Raw genomic sequence first — 15,298 nt, 5'->3', positions numbered from 1 at the left:
TGGCATGATCCGCGCCTGGTCTCCGGAGGACATCCGCGCCGCCGAACGGCCGCTGCTGGACGCCGGGCAGGGACCGCTGCTGATGGCCCGCGCCGCGGCCGGACTGGCGGCCGCCGTCATCCGGGAACTGAAGCGTGTCCGGGGCCGGGTCTATGGTGCCCGGCTGGTGGTGCTGGCCGGCAGTGGCAACAACGGCGGAGACGCCCTCTTCGCCGCTGCTTCGGTGGCCCGCCGCGGCGCCACGGCGACGGCGGTGCTCACCTCGGAGCGGGTGCATGCGGCGGCGTTGGCCGCGTTCGAGAGGGCAGGAGGATTGGTGCTGCGGCTGGCGGCAGAGGGAGCCGGCGAGGACCCGGCCCGCCGGGCCCCGGAGGTTTCCACAGCTCCGCATTTACGGGAGGTCGCGCGGGCCATCCGCGAGGCGGCCGCGACCTGTTGTGCCGCCGACGTGCTGGTCGACGGGATCTTGGGCACCGGCGCGTCCGGGGCGCTGCGGGGACCGGCCCGGGAGCTGGCCCAGGCGGTCCTTGACGCGGAGCCGGGCCGCCGCCGCCCCGGCGTCGTGGCGTGCGACCTGCCCAGCGGCGTCAACGCCGAGACCGGCGAGGTGAACCACCCCGTGCTGCCGGCTGACCTCACGGTCACCTTCGGTGGAGCGAAGACCGGCCTGTTGCTGGATCCTGCGGCGGCGCTCGCGGGCCGGGTGGAAACGGTGGACATCGGCATCGGGGACCTTCTTCCGCCGCCGCGGCTGCGGCGGCTCCAGGTACAGGATCTGGCCCGGTTGTGGCCCGTGCCGCGCCGAACCGACCACAAGTACACCCGCGGAGTGCTCGGCGTCGCCGCCGGATCTGCGTCCTATCCCGGGGCCGCCTTGCTCGCGACCCAGGCCGCCGCCGCCACCGGTGTGGGCATGATCCGCTATCTCGGCCCGGCCGAGGTGTGCCACCAGATCAACGTGCTGACCCCCGAAGCAGTCTGCTCGCAGGAGTCCGTCGCCGCTTCGCGCGTCCAGGCGTGGCTGGTGGGACCGGGAACCGACGGTGACGCGGAGCAGCGCCAGCGCGCCAGGGACGCCCTGGCATCCGGGCTGCCGGTGATTGCCGACGCCGGTGCCTTCGACGTGCTGCCCGCAGAGCCCGGACCCCGGGTGGTCCTGACGCCGCATGCCGGCGAACTGGTGCGCATCCTCTCAGCCCAGGGGGTGGAGACCGACCGGGAGCACATCGAAGCGGCCCCGGCGGAGTTTGCCGCGCTGGCCGCCGGGCTCACCGGGGCCACCGTGCTGCTCAAGGGCTCCGTGACGGTGATCGCCGCACCGGACGGCGCCCTGTTCAGCCAGGACGACGGGCCCGTATGGCTGGCCACGGCCGGTTCGGGCGACACGCTGGCCGGGATCCTCGGAGCGCTCGCGGCGACCATCCGGACCGAGGACCTGGACGCTGCCGGTTTCGCCGCGGCCGAGCACGGGGCGGTGGTCGCTGCCATGGCTGCCTGCCTGCACGGGCTCGCCGCGTCGGAGGCATCGGGGCGGGACAGCGCAGGGCGGGACGGCGGGGCGCAGCCGCAGCCTTTGGAGTCGGAGAACCGCCGCGGACGCGCCGGAAGGCGGGCAGCGCCGTCGTCGTCACCGGGTGCACCCCTGGCCGCCTCCGATATCAGCGCCGTCCTCCCCGCGGTTGTGGGCAGGATCATCGCCGGTCGGAACCGGTAGCCGCACGATGGCATGATGAGGGGATGGCGTATGAGGCTGCAGAGAACCGGTACCAGAACATTCCCTACCGCCGGGTGGGCCGCAGCGGGCTGAAGCTGCCCGCCGTCTCGCTGGGCCTCTGGCACAACTTCGGCGACGACAAGCCGTTCGAAGTGCAGGGCGCCATCCTGCGCCGGGCCTTCGACCTCGGGGTGACGCACTTCGATGTGGCCAACAACTACGGCCCGCCGGAGGGCAGCGCCGAAACCAATTTCGGCCGGCACATGCGCCAGGATTTCCTGCCCTACCGGGACGAACTGGTGATCTCCACCAAGGCCGGCTACCTGATGTGGCCCGGCCCGTACGGCGAGTGGGGTTCGCGCAAATACCTGCTCTCCAGCCTGGACGCCTCGCTGAAGCGGATGGGTCTGGACTATGTGGACATCTTCTACAGCCACCGGCCGGACCCGAACACGCCGCTGGAGGAGACGATGGGCGCGCTGGACCAGGCCGTCCGCTCCGGCAAGGCCATGTATGCGGGCATCTCTTCCTACACCCCCGAGCAGACCCGGGAGGCCGCACGGATCATGCGCGCGCTGGGGACCCCGCTGCTGATCCACCAGCCCTCGTACTCCATGCTCAACCGCTGGGTGGAAGGCGGCAGCCCGAACCTGCTGGAAGTCCTGGACGACGAAGGCATGGGTTGCATCGCGTTCTCGCCGCTGGCCCAAGGCATGCTCACCGACCGCTACCTGAACGGTATCCCCGGTGACTCCCGCGCCGCACAGGACAAGTCGCTGTTCCCGCAGATGCTCTCCGACGAGAATCTGGACCGCGTCCGCGGACTGAACCAGCTGGCGGCGGACCGCGGCCAGTCACTGGCGCAGCTGGCCATCGCCTGGGTGCTTCGCCGGCAACCCAAGGGCGCCCCGGTCACCTCGGCCTTGATCGGGGCCTCGAGCGTGCAGCAACTGGAGGACAGCCTCGCCGCCGTGGCCAAACTGGACTTCACGACCGAGGAAGCCGACGCGATCAACCGGTTCGCGGTGGACTCCGACATCAACATCTGGAAGCCGAAGGGCTGAAGGCGGATGGTCCCGCCGCGATGATCCAGCGCGGAAAAACCGCGTGACGGGGTACCCGGCGATACCTGTTTCCACTACGCTGTAGACGTGCCAACCGCACCTTGGGGCAGGGTGCGGGGCACCGGAGGCAGGATCCTCCCGAGGGATGGCAACCTCAAGTAACTTCTGTTGGGCCGGGGGCAGTCCCGTCTTTTTTCCGGCACCAGTGAGCGGCAGCGGCGATAGGAAGCCGGGGGGCCCCGCCAGGCCGCTCATCGATGACAGGCGGACGCGCCTTCCGCGTTCCTGGCCTCCCGTAAAAGCACGGAAGCACTCTCAGTAATGAAAACTTCAGCAAGACTGCGCGTGTGGTTGATGGTGACCGGCGTACTCCTGGGACTTCTCGCATCAATCGGCCTGGCGGCACCGGCCGGTGCCAGCAGCGTGGCGGTGCCTGCTTCGCATTCCCACGAAGACAAAGGTGACCACGGCAACGGCAACGGCGACGCCGAGCTGTCGCTGCGCATTTATGATGACGGCGATTACCGGGTAAGGGGCGAGGGCTACGAAGCGAACCGCGTCCATGTCTGGATCATCAACGTCTCCAAGCATAAGGTCGTGGATCATTTCCGCGTCCGGACCGATGACGGCGACTTCACCGTCCGTGGCGACGACCTGAAGTGCGGCAAGACGTATAAGGCGGTCAGCTACAGCCGCGCCGACGGATGGGTATCGAGCGACCGCGTGAAGTTCCGGTGCGACGACGACGACAACGGCCACGGCCACCACTAGGAGACCGCCCTTAGGGTAGGTATCCCTCGGGTGTACCCCAACGGTGGGGAGGACAGGGATCTCCCGGTCCTCCCCACCGTCTTGGGCCACCGCATCACTCAAACGGCAGCGAGGAGCCGTCGGCACCCGGAACGGTGTGCCGGCGGCTCCTCGCTGGTGCGGTCGGGCTGTGGTCCGGTTCTAGGCGAACCAGGTATCCGGCGGACCCAGGTAGAGCAGCAAGCCGAAGACGGCGGCGACGGCGACGACGACGACGGCGATGGCCGCCAACGGGCGGGCGAGCACTGCCGCCTGCAGCTTCTCGAGGAAACCGCGCGGCGCGTCACCGCCGGCGCCGAGCCGCCACACGTCGCCGAGCAGGCCGTTGCGGTCCATCGACTTCTCCACGGGAATCGTCGCAAACGGGATGGCGGCGGAGACCACGGCCAGGATGCCGCGGCCCGCAGACCACCTTTGGTTCACCCACGTGAAGCAGGTGCTGACGACATAGCAGAGGAAAACAAAGCCGTGCAGGCCGCCCGCGATACTGACCGCCAGGCGTGCTTCCGGCACCAGCGCCCGCAGCAGCAGGGCCAGCAACAGCAGCGTCCACGTCACGGCTTCGGCGAAGGCGACGGTGCGGAACAGGGTGCGGGGAGACATGAACGTCCTAGGAGATTAGTCGGCGTCGGCAAGGTGCCAGGGGGTGTCCTACGGGGAGGGGCATCCCCACTAATTTAGCCGAGGACCCGGCCACACCTGAAATATCATGCACCCAAGGCAATTTTGCATGGTGTGCAACTTAGCCCTACACTGGCCCGATGAGCGCAGGAACCTCGGTGCCCCTGGAAGGGCTCCGTGAACGCAACAAGGCGGCCACGCGGGGCGCCATCACCGCGGCCGCGTTGCGGCTGACCAGGGAACAGGGGCCGGGCGGCTTCACGGTGGACCAGGTGGCAGCAGAGGCGGGCGTCTCGCGCCGGACCTTCTTCAACTACTTCCCCTCCGTCGAGGCGGCGGTCACGCGGCCGGTGGAAGAATTCCTGGCCGAGTCCTTTAAGCGGCTCGATGAGCGGCCGGACGACGAACCGATCATGGACGCGGTCCTGGCCACTTTCGGCGGGGAGATCAGCCAGAGCCGGCTTGCGCTGCTGTGCGAGATCTACCAGATGGGTATAGACGACGCCCAGTTGGAGCGCGTGCAACTGCAAGCCTGGAGCCAGGCCAGGCAATCACTCGAAGACGGGCTGCGCCCCCGGCTGCCGGACAGCGCCGGCGAGCTGATGGTCACGGCGCTTGCCGGATCGCTGATCGCCTGCGCGCAGGCGGCCATGCGCATGGCCGCAACCCAAACCCCCGCCGGCGGGGCACCCGAACCGTCGGCCTTCCGCCAGCAGTTGCTCGAGAGCCTTGACATGCTGCGCAGCGGCTTCAACCACTATCCCAAGGACTGACCCCGTGGCCTCACTGCTCTACAGACTCGGTAAGCTCGCCGCGCGGAAACGCTGGTGGTTCGTCTCCGCGTGGCTGGTGGTCATGGTCGCCGTCGGCGGATCCGTCGCTGCCTTCATGGGCACCCTCTCCAACAGCTTCACCATTCCCGGCACTCCCGCCCAAGCGGTGGCGGACGACCTGCGGGAGAAAATGCCGGCCGCCTCGGGCGGCCTCGGCACGATCGTGTTCACGACGGTGGACGGCCGCGCGTTCACCGCCGGGCACCAGGACGCCATCGCGGCCATCGCCGCGGACCTGACGAAGCTGGACGCGGTCAAGAACGCCACGAACCCGGTGGAACTGCAGGCCGCCCTGGACAAGGCGCCACGGACGATCGCCGACGGCGAAGAGAAGCTCGAAGCCGCCGCACAACGGCTTGAGGACGCCCAGGCCGAGCTGGATGCGGGCAAGGCGCAGCTAAAGCCGGGCCTGCAGCAGCTGAAGGCGGCGGAGGCGCAGATCGGGCAGCTGGAGGCAGCCGGCCAGGCGGCGATGGCCGAGCAGGCACGTGCCCGGCTGGAGCCGCAGCGGGCGCAGCTGGAGACGGCACGGGCCCGGTTGGCGGAAGCCGAACGGCAGCTGGCAGACGGCCGGGCGGAGTACGAGTCAGGCGTCGCCGATCTGGAGGCGGGGAAGCTGCGGGAGCAGTCCTCGGCGGGGCTGCGGTTCGTATCCGGGGACGGCTCGGCCGCCTTCGTCCAGGTCCAGTTCGAGCAGGGCATGATGGAGGTTTCCAAGGAGGACCGCGAACAGGTCCAGCAGGTCACCGAGGCCGGCCTGGTGCCGGGCCTGCGGGCGGAGTACAGCAAGGACATCGTCGAAGACATCTCCAGCCTGTTCGGAGCAGCCGAGATCATCGGCATCGCCGTGGCCGCCGCGGTGCTGGTGCTCATGCTCGGCACGCTCATCGCGGCCGGACTGCCGCTGCTGATGGCGATCGTGGGCGTCGGGGTCGGCGTGGGCGGCACCATGGCGCTCAGCGGTGTCATCGAGATGAGTTCCGTCTCGCCGGTGCTGGCGCTGATGCTGGGCCTGGCCGTGGGCATCGACTACTCCCTATTCATCGTCAACCGCCACCGCACCCAGCTGCTCTCCGGCGTGCCGCTGGTCGAATCGATCGGCCGGGCCACCGGCACCTCCGGCAACGCAGTGCTCTTTGCCGGGCTCACCGTGATCATCGCCCTCGCCGCGCTGGCGGTGCCGGGCATCCCGTTCCTGACGGTGCTGGGACTGGCCGGAGCCGCAACGGTGGCGGTCGCCGTCGTCGTCGCCCTGACCCTGACCCCGGCGATGCTGGCCATCATGGGCAGGCGCATCCTCTCCCAACGCGCGTGGGCCAAGGCCGGCCTGCCCGGCCCGGTGGCCGCCGATGCGGAGACCACGGAGCGTGAGGCGCACTTCCACAACGACCCCAAGCGCAGCTGGGGCAAGACGGTGACGAAGCACCCGTGGCTCGCGCTGGTCGCGGGCATGGCGGTGCTGGGCGCGATGGCGGTGCCGGCCGCCGAGCTGCGGCTGGGCCTGCCCGACGGCAGCTCCGAGCCTGCGGACTCGACGGCCTACCAGTCCTACCGCCAGCTGGGCGAGAGCTTCGGCGAGGGAATTAACGGCCCGCTCATCGTGGTGGCCGACCTCCCGGCGGGACTGGAAGGCAGCGAGACCGATGAGGCGCTGCTGCGGCTCTCGCAGGAGCTGCGGGCGATGGACCACGTCGCCGCGGCCGTTCCGACCGGCACCAGCGGAGACGGGCGCACCGCCGTGCTCCAAGTCATTCCCGCAGAAGGCCCGGCCGCCGAAAGCACCGAGGAGCTGGTCCATAACCTTCGGGCGCAGGCCGGCGCACTCGAGCAGGATACCGGCGTCGCGATCTCCGTGACCGGGCAGCCGGCGATGCAGATCGACGTCTCCGACAAGCTGGCGGACGCCATGCCGGTCTACCTGGCCATCGTGATCGGGCTCTCCCTGATCCTGCTGCTGCTGGTCTTCCGCTCCGTCCTGGTGCCGCTGCTGGCCACCGCGGGCTTCCTGCTGTCACTCGGTGCCAGCTTCGGCGCCGTGGTGGCGATCTACCAGTGGGGCTGGCTGGGCGGCATCTTCGACGTCCACGACCCCGGGCCGATCCTGAGCTTCCTGCCGATGATCATGATCGGCGTGCTGTTCGGGCTGGCGATGGACTACCAGATGTTCCTGGTCGCCGGCATGCGCGAATCCTATGCACACGGCGAGGACGCCAGGGCCGCCGTGGTCAGCGGCTTCAACCACGGCGCCAAGGTAGTCACGGCCGCGGCGATCATTATGGTCTCCGTGTTCGCCGGATTCATCTTCTCCCACCTGACCATGGTCCGGCCGATCGGCTTCGCGCTGGCCCTGGGCGTGCTGCTGGACGCGTTCGTGGTGCGGATGACGCTGATCCCGGCGGCGATGCACCTGTTCGGCAAGGCGGCCTGGTGGATGCCGGCGTGGCTGGACAGGGTGCTCCCGGACGTGGATGTGGAAGGCGCCCAGCTGGTGCAGCACGCCCGGCGGCCCGAGCGGGCCGAGGCGCAGCCCGCCGGGGCGCGCTAAGGCCCCGGACGGGCTCGGCCCCGCCGCAGGGCGGCTGCGCTGGTCGGAGGCGGGCAGCGACTGTGCCGGCCAACGCCAATGCAGGTCAGCGGCTGTGCCGGCCTCCGGCGAGCCGGAACGATTCGTCGAGCAATTCTTCGAGATGGCCGGGCTCGACTTTGTCCAGGCGCATCAGCACCAGCAGCGGCGAACGCTCGTGGTGCGGGGTCCAGAAAAAGACGTCCGGGGCCGTCGCGGCCAGGGCGTCGCGCTCGTCGGACTTGACGGTCAGCACGCCCGGCTCCCACATCCGCGCCATCAGCGACTTGACGAACCAGGCGGGCTGGCCCCAGCTGGGCCGCTCCGTGACGCCGGGCAGGGCCAGGCAGAGGCGGCGCACATCGTCCTCGGTGGGCATGCCCTCACCCTGCCACGCGCGGCGCCAGCGGGCCAGCCTCCCCGGCGGGCCGACCTGACCGGCCGGCCCGAGGCGGCGATCAGGTCCCGGTCAGCTCCAGCGGTATCCGTGGGCCTGTTCATAGGCCGCGAGCAGGCGGTGGGCCACGTGGCCGGAGGTAATCAGCGGGTGGATCATGAAGGCCCGCAGGGCCGCCGCGCGGTCTCCCTGCCCGCCGCGGATGACCTCCTGCTCCACGGCCTTGATCTGCGTCATCAGTCCGGCCTGGTGCAGGGTCAGCGGCTTCACCGGCAGGGGCCGGGCGCCGTCCGCACCGACCACCGACGGCACCTCGATGACGGCGTTCTCCGGCAGCTGCGGGATGGTGCCGGCATTCCGGACGTTGAGGATCAGCTCGCTGCGCTCGCCGGACAGCAGGGCGCGCATCACGTCCAGGGCCACCTGCTCATAGCCGCCGGCGGCCAGGTCCTGTTCGTCGCGCGAGACGCCGATGTCGCGGGCCTCGGACAGGTAGCCCTCCTCGCGGCGGCGCAGGGCATCCTCCCAATCCGCGTAGGGGGTTCCGGAAGCCTGCAGCCTGGCGTACAACTCCTGCTGCAATTCGTGGATGGACTCGCCACGGGTCTGGGCGGCGCCGGCCAGGGCCAGGGTGGCCTCCCGGCGAAAGTAGTAATAGAACAGGTAGGCATTCGGAATGGCACCGAGCACCTGCAGTTCGCGCGTGCCGAAGATCCGGCCTTCTTCGAACGACTGGAGCCGCCCCGGGTCGCCGAGCAAAGCGGGAAGCCGGTCCCGGCCCTCGTGCTCCAGCCCGCGCAGCCACCCCAGGTGGTTGAGGCCCGCATAATCCACGCCCGCCAGCGAGCCGCGGTGCAGCGTGACCCCGGCTGCCCTCGCCGCGCGGCGCACCAGCCCGATGGGCGTGTCACAGATCCCGACCACCTGATGGCCGAGCAGCGGCAGGACGGCTTCGGTGACCAGCCCGGCGGGATTGGTGAAGTTGATCAGCCACGCACCGGGGCAAAGCTCGCGCATCCGCCGGGCGATGTGCAGGGCGGCGGGGACAGCGCGCAGGCCCGCGGCTATCCCGGCAGCGCCGGTGGTCTCCTGGCCCAGCAGGTTCAGCCGGGTTGCCACGCGTTCGTCCAGCGTCCTGCCCAGGGTGCCGCCGGGACGGATGGCCGAGAAAACGACGTCGGCGCCGGCCAGGGCGCTATCCAGGTCCCGGGCGGACTCTATCTTCGGCGGTCGGCCGCCTCCGGGCAAGGGCGCGTCCTCCAGCACCCGGACGATCGCCTGCTGGCGGCTTGCGTCGGCGTCGTGGAGCACCAGCCGGTCCACCAGGCCGGCCGCGGATCCGTTGGCCAGCGCGCGGTAGACCAGCGGCACCCGGAACCCGCCGCCGCCCAGTATGGCAAGTGTTGCCACTGCTTCCCCCGAACGATTGACATTGCATAACGATCGGCCGCCCGCAGCCCGGGACGCGGCCCTTGCTTGTATTGTGCCAGCAAGGGCCAACCACAAGCCCTGGCGGCTGAACCTGCGCCCGGGCCGAAGATCGTTGACCGCGCTCGCCGCGGTGCATTGCGCTCCGCGGCGCAGGCCTTCAGCCGGAAGCATGCTTCGGATGGGAGAATGGATCCGTGAGCTCTACAACGTCACCGTTGCCCTATGACCGCCAAGCCGTCATCAACCTTGCCGCCATCCGCGCCAACGTGCGGCACCTGCGCGAGGTCGCGGCCCCCGCCCGCGTGATGGCGGTGGTCAAGGCGGACGCCTATGGCCACGGTGCGGTCCCGGTGGCCCGGGCGGCACTGGAAGCCGGTGCGTCCTGGTTGGGCACTGCGCACTTCACCGAGGGGCTGGCCCTGCGCGCGGCGGGCATCGATGCCCCCATCCTGGCCTGGCTGCACACCCCGGACACTGACTTCGCCGCGGGCATCGAGGCGGGGATCGACGTCGGCGTGTCCGGTTGGGAACTCGAGCCGGTGGTCAAGGCGGCCCGGCGGCTCGAACGGCCGGCACGCGTGCACCTGAAGATCGATACCGGGCTGGGTCGCAACGGCTGCCCGCCGGCCCTCTGGGAAGACCTGATCAACCGGGCCGTGGAGTACCAGGAACAGGGGCTGCTGCGGGTGGTCGGCGTCTTCTCCCACCTGGCGGTCGCCGATGAACCGCACCGGCCTGAGACGGACGGGCAGGTGGACCGCTTCCGCGAGGCTGTAGCGGTGGCCGAGAACGCGGGGCTGGATCTGGAGGTCCGACATCTGGCCAACACGCCCGGTACGCTCAGCCGCCCGGACGCGCACTTCGACATGGTCCGCGTGGGGCTGGGCATTTACGGGCTCTCGCCCTTCGAGGGGCAGACCCCCGAGGAACTCGGGCTGGTTCCGGCCATGACGTTGCGCGCACGGGTGGCCAACTGCAAACAGGTGCCCAGCGGCCAGGGCGTCTCCTATGGGCTCAGCTACCTCACCTCCGGGCCGACCACGCTGGTGCTGGTACCGCTGGGCTATGCGGACGGCATTCCGCGCAGCGCCGCCAACGTCCAGGTGTCCATCCGCGGCCGCCGCTATGACGTGGTGGGCCGGGTGGCCATGGACCAGTTCGTGGTGGACCTGAGGACCACCGACGCCGAAGACCTCGTGGGCGAGGAAGTGATCGTTTTCGGGCCGGGCCGGGACGTCCCGGACGCGCAGGACTGGGCGGCGGGCGCCGGAACCATCAACTACGAGATCGTCACCCGCGTCAGCCAGCGGGTCCCGCGCTACTACACGGGAACCGCCGACCAACGGGAGGGCGGCGAGGTCGGCACTCCGGCGGCCGCGGCACCCGGAGTCACGGCATCCGCGGCCGAGCAGGCAGCGGCGGCGGCCCAAGTCCGGGCGGCGCTGGCGGCGATCGACGACCGGAACACCGACAGCGCCGGGGATCCCGGCGCCGTGCTGGCATGAAGGCGCCGCTGACATGAACGATGACGCCGACCGGACAGGGGGAGCACCTGCCATGACGCAGCAGCAACCGGCCTCGCCGGTGTGGGAGCGCGAGTTCCACGTGGGCTCGGCCGAGGAAACCCAGGCGCTCGCCGCCCGGCTGGGCAGGATCCTGCGCGCGGGCGACCTGGTGGTGCTCAGCGGCGGGTTGGGGGCGGGCAAGACCACCTTCACCCAGGGGCTGGGAGAAGGACTCGGCGTCCGTCCCGGCATCATTTCCCCCACCTTCGTGCTGGTCCGCAGCCACCCCAGCATGAACGGCGGGCCGGACCTGGTCCACGTGGATGCCTACCGGCTGCAGTCAGACGGGGAGATCGACGACATCGACCTGGAAAACACCATGGACCAGGCCGTGACCGTGGTCGAGTGGGGCCGCGGCCGGGTGGAGCACCTCTCCGAGAGCTGGCTGGACATTTCGCTGGTCCGGGCCACCGGGGCAGACCTGGCGAACCGGCCCGCCGAGGGAGCGCCGGCCGGGCCGCAGGGTGCGGCACCGGGCGCCGCCGTGCCGGGCGACGCCGCCGTCCAGGCCGCCGCGGGTGGCGCCGCCGCAGCGCAGCGCAGCACCGGCGTCGTGCTCGACTTTGACGAGCCCGACGACGGCGAGCCGCGGCTGATCCGCATGGCCGCCTACGGGCCGCGCTGGGCCGCGTACATGTTTGCCTGACCCGCAGGACATTTTCCCCGCGCGCCTCTTGCGGAGGCGCCGCCGGGCGGCCAGACACCGCCGTTTCATCGGCGCGGGCGAATTTAGCCGGGCGGGGACCCCGGGGGAGCCCGCGGTCTTCACGGCCCCCGGGCGCAGGTCCATAATCGATGGCGTCATCAGACCACGAGGAGGCCCGCCATGGAGACCAAGCTGAACCCGTACCTGGGATTCCGCGACCAGGCCAGGGAAGCCATGACGTTCTACCAGTCGGTGTTCGGCGGCGAATTGACGCTGAACACTTTCGGCGACTTCCAGGCCAGCGACGACCCGGCGGAGACCGACAAGATCATGCACTCGCAACTGTCCACCGAGCGCGGGCTGGTGCTCATGGCAGCGGACACCCCCGCCAGCATGGAATACACCCCCGGGTCCAGCCATTCGCTCTCGCTCAGCGGCGACAACGAGGCCGAACTGCGAGGCTACTGGGAAAAGCTGATCGACGGCGCCGACGTCACGGAGCCGCTGCAAAAAGCGCCCTGGGGCGACACCTTCGGCATGTGCACGGACAGGTTCGGCATCCAATGGCTGGTCAACATCGCCGGCACGCCGCAGGAAGCCGGCACACCGCAGGCGTGAGAGCCGACCCGAAAACATGGCCCGCCTCCGCGGCCGCCGGTCGGGCCCTCACCCTGTCCCGGCCGCGGCCCGGCACCCTGTCCAGGCCGCGGCCCGGCACCTCCTGATCGGCGCCCGAAAGTCACCCCGCGTCCCTCAAGTAAAATTGACGCGTGCTCATTCTCTCCATTGATACCTCCGCCATCGCCAGCGCCGCGTTGCTGGCCGGACAAGGGGAGACCCTGGCCGCGTTTGCCACCGAGGACACGCGCACCCACGCCGAGGTGCTGGCCCTCGGAATCAGCAAAATCATGACGACGGCGGACGTCACCGGCGCCGACATCGACGCGTTGGTGGTGGGGGTTGGCCCGGGACCGTTCACCGGCCTGCGCTCCGGCATCACCACCGCACGGGCGCTGGCCTTCGCCTGGGGCAAGCCGCTGCACGGGGCGATGAGCCTGGACGCCATCGCCGTGGACGCCGCACCGGACGCGTGGCGCGCCGGCGTGGACGAGTTCGTGGTGGCCACCGACGCCCGGCGCAAGGAAGTGTATTGGGCGCGCTACCGCAGTACCGGCGGCACGCACGAACTGCTCGATGGCCCGCATGTCGGCGCGCCCTCGGACGTTCCGCGCCTGCCGGCCTACGGCATGGGCGCCGGGCTGTACCCGGAGCAACTGCTGGCCGTCACCGAGTACGGCGGCACCCAGCCGACCGCCGAAGCGCTGGGCCGCACCGCCGTCGCCCGCCTGGACAAGGGGCTTGCCCTGCCGGACACCACGCCGCTGTACCTGCGCGAGTCCGATGCCAAGGTTCCCGGACCGCGGAAGCGCGCCCTGTGACCGCCCGCACGCTACGGCCGGCGGGCGGCATCCGGCCGATGACCGAGGCCGACGTACCGGCCGTGGACGCGCTGGAACGGAAGCTGTTCCCGGACGACGCGTGGCCGACGGAGATGTTCTACGAGGAACTGGCACAGGACACCCGCAGCTACTATGTGGCCGAGGACGCGCTCGGCACGGTGATCGGCTACGCCGGGCTGATGTGCGTGCGGCCGATCGCCGATGTGCAGACCATTGCGGTGGTCCCCGAGCGCGAGGGGCAAGGCATCGGCACCACGTTGCTGACCCTGCTGATCGACCTGGCACGCAGCCAGCGGGCCGACGACGTCTTGCTGGAAGTGCGCGCGGACAACCCCCGGGCGCAGCGGCTCTACCGCTGGTTCGGCTTCGAGCAGATCCACGTGCGCCCGCGTTACTACCGCGGCGGCGTTGATGCCCTGATCATGCGGCTGCGCCTCAAGGACTGGGCAGGTGCTCCCGGCGCCGGGGCCCGCACCGGCACCGGCACCGACGGCGGCACCGGGACCGGCCGGACAAACCACGAACCCGAGACGACGGAGGACACGCGATGAACCGCACCGAACCGCTGGTGGTGGGCATCGAGTCCTCCTGCGACGAAACGGGCGTGGGCATCGTCCGCGGGGATACGCTCCTGGCCAACACGGTGTCCTCCTCGATGGAGGAACACGTGCGCTTCGGCGGAGTGATCCCGGAGATCGCCTCGCGCGCCCACCTCGACGCCTTCATCCCCACGCTGGAACAGGCGCTGGACACGGCCGGCGTCACCCTCGGCGAGGTGGACGCGCTCGCGGTGACCTCCGGCCCCGGGCTGGCCGGCGCCCTGATGGTCGGCGTGTGCGCGGCCAAGGCCCTGGCGCTGGCCACCGGCAAGCCGCTGTACGCCATCAACCACCTGGTCGCCCATGTGGGCGTCGGCGTGCTGGACGGGGGAGCGCTGCCGGAGAACCTGGGCGCGCTGCTGGTCTCCGGCGGACACACGGAGATCCTGCGCGTGCGCTCCCTGACCGACGACGTCGAACTGCTCGGCTCCACCATCGACGACGCGGCGGGTGAAGCCTACGACAAGGTGGCCCGCATCCTGGGCTTGGGCTATCCCGGCGGCCCGGCGATCGACAAACTGGCGCGGGAGGGCGACCCGAGGCGCATCCGGTTCCCCCGCGGACTGAGCCAGCCCAAATACATGGGCTCGGCCGAGGCCCCCGGCCCGCACCGCTATGACTGGTCCTTCTCCGGCCTGAAGACGGCCGTCGCCCGCTGCGTGGAGCAGTTCGAGGCCGCCGGGGAACCACTGCCGGTGGCCGACATCGCCGCGTCCTTCCAGGAAGCCGTGGCGGACGTCATCACCGCGAAGGCGATGCTGGCCTGCACCGAAAACGGCGTCACCAACCTGCTGCTCGGCGGCGGCGTTGCGGCGAACTCGCGGCTGCGGGCGCTGACCGAGGAACGCTGCGCGGCGCACGGCATCTCCCTGCGCGTGCCCCCGGTGTCCCTGTGCACGGACAACGGGGCGATGGTCGCCGCGCTCGGCGCCCAAGTCGTCATGGCCGGCGGCAGGCCCTCCGGCCTCGAATTCGCTCCGGATTCGTCGATGCCGGTCACCAGCGTGCACCTCTAGGCGCGCAGGCGCCGGACCAGGCCCCTGGCCGCCAGCGCGGCCAGGCCGCCTGCCGCCAGCCAGGGACCGGCCACGATGACCGGGTCGAGCCATTGATGGCTCAGGTCCGCGCGCTTCGTCCCGGTCCGGGAGGCCAGCCCATGATGGCTGAACTCGCTGCGCACACCGGATTCAGTGACGGGATTGTCCGGCCGCCGGGTCGCGAAGGAGCGAAGGTGGCTTTCCCAGGCATCGACCCGGTCGGCGGCCAGCAGGATCAGCCAGTGGGCCGCCCGCGCCTCGCTGTACTTCCGGTAGGAGTACCGCCGCATCGCACCCGAGAGTCCCTTGGGCGGCGTCGACGTGCCGAAGACGGGCGTCAGCATGCGGTGCTCAAGGGATCGCTCGCGCGGCCATTTCTCCTCCTGGCGGTCTGGGAAATCCCAGTGCGCGCCGGTGGCTCCGGGATCGAAGCGTTCCTTCGGCACGGCCGGACGGTCCTTCGGATCCAGGTCGGCACCCCAGCCCGGGATCCGGGCGCGGAGTTCTTCGCTGGTATGCCTGCGCTCGGGTTTTTCGGCTCTGTAGGGCATCGCGGAG

15 protein-coding genes are annotated in these 15,298 nt (G+C 70.5%); 11 read left to right on the top strand and 4 right to left on the bottom strand.

Features of this window, described 5'->3' with window-relative positions; genetic code table 11:
- Positions 1-4 precede the first annotated feature (4 nt).
- From AC5RVZ_RS20035 to AC5RVZ_RS20025, 3 genes are all read left to right on the top strand, one after another.
- Positions 5-1,714, top strand: a complete 1,710-nt coding sequence (locus tag AC5RVZ_RS20035; RefSeq protein ID WP_494067467.1) for a bifunctional ADP-dependent NAD(P)H-hydrate dehydratase/NAD(P)H-hydrate epimerase — start codon at positions 5-7, stop codon at positions 1,712-1,714.
- Between the two features lie 23 nt (positions 1,715-1,737).
- Positions 1,738-2,778 (top strand): L-glyceraldehyde 3-phosphate reductase, encoded by a 1,041-nt coding sequence (gene mgrA / locus AC5RVZ_RS20030; RefSeq protein ID WP_494067466.1) that lies wholly within the window; start codon positions 1,738-1,740, stop codon positions 2,776-2,778.
- A 321-nt stretch (positions 2,779-3,099) separates the two neighbouring features.
- A complete protein-coding gene (locus tag AC5RVZ_RS20025) occupies positions 3,100-3,549 on the top strand; it encodes a hypothetical protein (RefSeq protein ID WP_494067465.1) in 450 nt (149 codons plus the stop codon).
- Between the two features lie 180 nt (positions 3,550-3,729).
- Here AC5RVZ_RS20025 and AC5RVZ_RS20020 read toward each other — a convergent pair whose 3' ends face one another.
- Positions 3,730-4,191 carry a DUF3817 domain-containing protein gene (locus AC5RVZ_RS20020; protein WP_494067464.1) on the bottom strand — a complete coding sequence of 154 codons (462 nt, stop codon included), beginning with the start codon at positions 4,189-4,191 and terminating at the stop codon, positions 3,730-3,732.
- A 158-nt stretch (positions 4,192-4,349) separates the two neighbouring features.
- Between AC5RVZ_RS20020 and AC5RVZ_RS20015 the strand changes: the two genes are divergently transcribed.
- Both AC5RVZ_RS20015 and AC5RVZ_RS20010 read left to right on the top strand, forming a co-directional pair.
- Positions 4,350-4,982 (top strand): TetR family transcriptional regulator, encoded by a 633-nt coding sequence (locus AC5RVZ_RS20015; RefSeq protein ID WP_494067463.1) that lies wholly within the window; start codon positions 4,350-4,352, stop codon positions 4,980-4,982.
- 4 nt (positions 4,983-4,986) lie between these two features.
- On the top strand, positions 4,987-7,587 hold the full coding sequence (locus AC5RVZ_RS20010) for an MMPL family transporter (RefSeq protein ID WP_494067462.1): 2,601 nt from the start codon (positions 4,987-4,989) through the stop codon (positions 7,585-7,587).
- Positions 7,588-7,672: 85 nt separating this feature from the next.
- Here AC5RVZ_RS20010 and AC5RVZ_RS20005 read toward each other — a convergent pair whose 3' ends face one another.
- Together AC5RVZ_RS20005 and AC5RVZ_RS20000 are read right to left on the bottom strand one after the other, a co-directional pair.
- Complete coding sequence (locus tag AC5RVZ_RS20005) at positions 7,673-7,984, bottom strand: MmcQ/YjbR family DNA-binding protein (protein ID WP_494067461.1); 312 nt, start codon at positions 7,982-7,984, stop codon at positions 7,673-7,675.
- 90 nt (positions 7,985-8,074) lie between these two features.
- Entirely contained in the window at positions 8,075-9,412 is a 1,338-nt protein-coding gene (locus AC5RVZ_RS20000; RefSeq protein ID WP_494067460.1) for a family 4 glycosyl hydrolase, read from the bottom strand.
- A gap of 215 nt (positions 9,413-9,627) precedes the next feature.
- Between AC5RVZ_RS20000 and alr the strand changes: the two genes are divergently transcribed.
- The 6 genes from alr (at position 9,628) to tsaD (ending at position 14,719) form a co-directional block, all read left to right on the top strand.
- Complete coding sequence (alr, locus tag AC5RVZ_RS19995) at positions 9,628-10,938, top strand: alanine racemase (protein ID WP_494067459.1); 1,311 nt, start codon at positions 9,628-9,630, stop codon at positions 10,936-10,938.
- A 13-nt stretch (positions 10,939-10,951) separates the two neighbouring features.
- Positions 10,952-11,644 (top strand): tRNA (adenosine(37)-N6)-threonylcarbamoyltransferase complex ATPase subunit type 1 TsaE, encoded by a 693-nt coding sequence (gene tsaE / locus AC5RVZ_RS19990; protein WP_494067458.1) that lies wholly within the window; start codon positions 10,952-10,954, stop codon positions 11,642-11,644.
- A 180-nt stretch (positions 11,645-11,824) separates the two neighbouring features.
- Entirely contained in the window at positions 11,825-12,262 is a 438-nt protein-coding gene (locus AC5RVZ_RS19985) for a VOC family protein (RefSeq protein WP_494012659.1), read from the top strand.
- Positions 12,263-12,414: 152 nt separating this feature from the next.
- The gene (gene tsaB / locus AC5RVZ_RS19980; RefSeq protein WP_494067457.1) at positions 12,415-13,083 is read left to right on the top strand and encodes a tRNA (adenosine(37)-N6)-threonylcarbamoyltransferase complex dimerization subunit type 1 TsaB; all 669 of its coding nucleotides are present in this window, start codon (positions 12,415-12,417) and stop codon (positions 13,081-13,083) included.
- A gap of 38 nt (positions 13,084-13,121) precedes the next feature.
- The gene (gene rimI, locus AC5RVZ_RS19975) at positions 13,122-13,655 is read left to right on the top strand and encodes a ribosomal protein S18-alanine N-acetyltransferase (protein WP_494067571.1); all 534 of its coding nucleotides are present in this window, start codon (positions 13,122-13,124) and stop codon (positions 13,653-13,655) included.
- Positions 13,652-14,719, top strand: coding sequence for a tRNA (adenosine(37)-N6)-threonylcarbamoyltransferase complex transferase subunit TsaD (gene tsaD / locus AC5RVZ_RS19970; RefSeq protein WP_494067456.1), 1,068 nt, complete (start codon positions 13,652-13,654; stop codon positions 14,717-14,719). The genes rimI and tsaD overlap by 4 nt, the downstream gene beginning before the upstream one ends.
- Here the strand turns inward: tsaD and AC5RVZ_RS19965 are convergent.
- On the bottom strand, positions 14,716-15,291 hold the full coding sequence (locus AC5RVZ_RS19965) for a hypothetical protein (protein WP_494067455.1): 576 nt from the start codon (positions 15,289-15,291) through the stop codon (positions 14,716-14,718). The two genes, tsaD and AC5RVZ_RS19965, sit on opposite strands and share 4 nt — an antisense overlap.
- Positions 15,292-15,298 lie beyond the last annotated feature (7 nt).

It is taken from the genome of Arthrobacter sp. Cza30, from assembly GCF_059090765.1.
The sequence above is the reverse complement of the archived record's forward strand: the minus strand, read 5'-3'. Positions and strand labels throughout refer to the sequence as shown.

Excerpts from the sequence above, each read along its gene's own strand:
- AC5RVZ_RS20015 (WP_494067463.1), top strand. The coding sequence starts at position 4,350 with ATGAGCGCAGGAACCTCGGTGCCCCTGGAAGGGCTCCGTGAACGCAAC.
- AC5RVZ_RS19985 (WP_494012659.1), top strand. The coding sequence starts at position 11,825 with ATGGAGACCAAGCTGAACCCGTACCTGGGATTCCGCGACCAGGCCAGG.
- AC5RVZ_RS20020 (WP_494067464.1), bottom strand. The coding sequence starts at position 4,191 with ATGTCTCCCCGCACCCTGTTCCGCACCGTCGCCTTCGCCGAAGCCGTG.
- AC5RVZ_RS20025 (WP_494067465.1), top strand. The coding sequence starts at position 3,100 with ATGAAAACTTCAGCAAGACTGCGCGTGTGGTTGATGGTGACCGGCGTA.
- AC5RVZ_RS20005 (WP_494067461.1), bottom strand. The coding sequence starts at position 7,984 with ATGCCCACCGAGGACGATGTGCGCCGCCTCTGCCTGGCCCTGCCCGGC.
- rimI (WP_494067571.1), top strand. The coding sequence starts at position 13,122 with ATGACCGAGGCCGACGTACCGGCCGTGGACGCGCTGGAACGGAAGCTG.
- AC5RVZ_RS20035 (WP_494067467.1), top strand. The coding sequence starts at position 5 with ATGATCCGCGCCTGGTCTCCGGAGGACATCCGCGCCGCCGAACGGCCG.
- AC5RVZ_RS19965 (WP_494067455.1), bottom strand. The coding sequence starts at position 15,291 with ATGCCCTACAGAGCCGAAAAACCCGAGCGCAGGCATACCAGCGAAGAA.
- tsaD (WP_494067456.1), top strand. The coding sequence starts at position 13,652 with ATGAACCGCACCGAACCGCTGGTGGTGGGCATCGAGTCCTCCTGCGAC.
- tsaE (WP_494067458.1), top strand. The coding sequence starts at position 10,952 with ATGAACGATGACGCCGACCGGACAGGGGGAGCACCTGCCATGACGCAG.
- mgrA (WP_494067466.1), top strand. The coding sequence starts at position 1,738 with ATGGCGTATGAGGCTGCAGAGAACCGGTACCAGAACATTCCCTACCGC.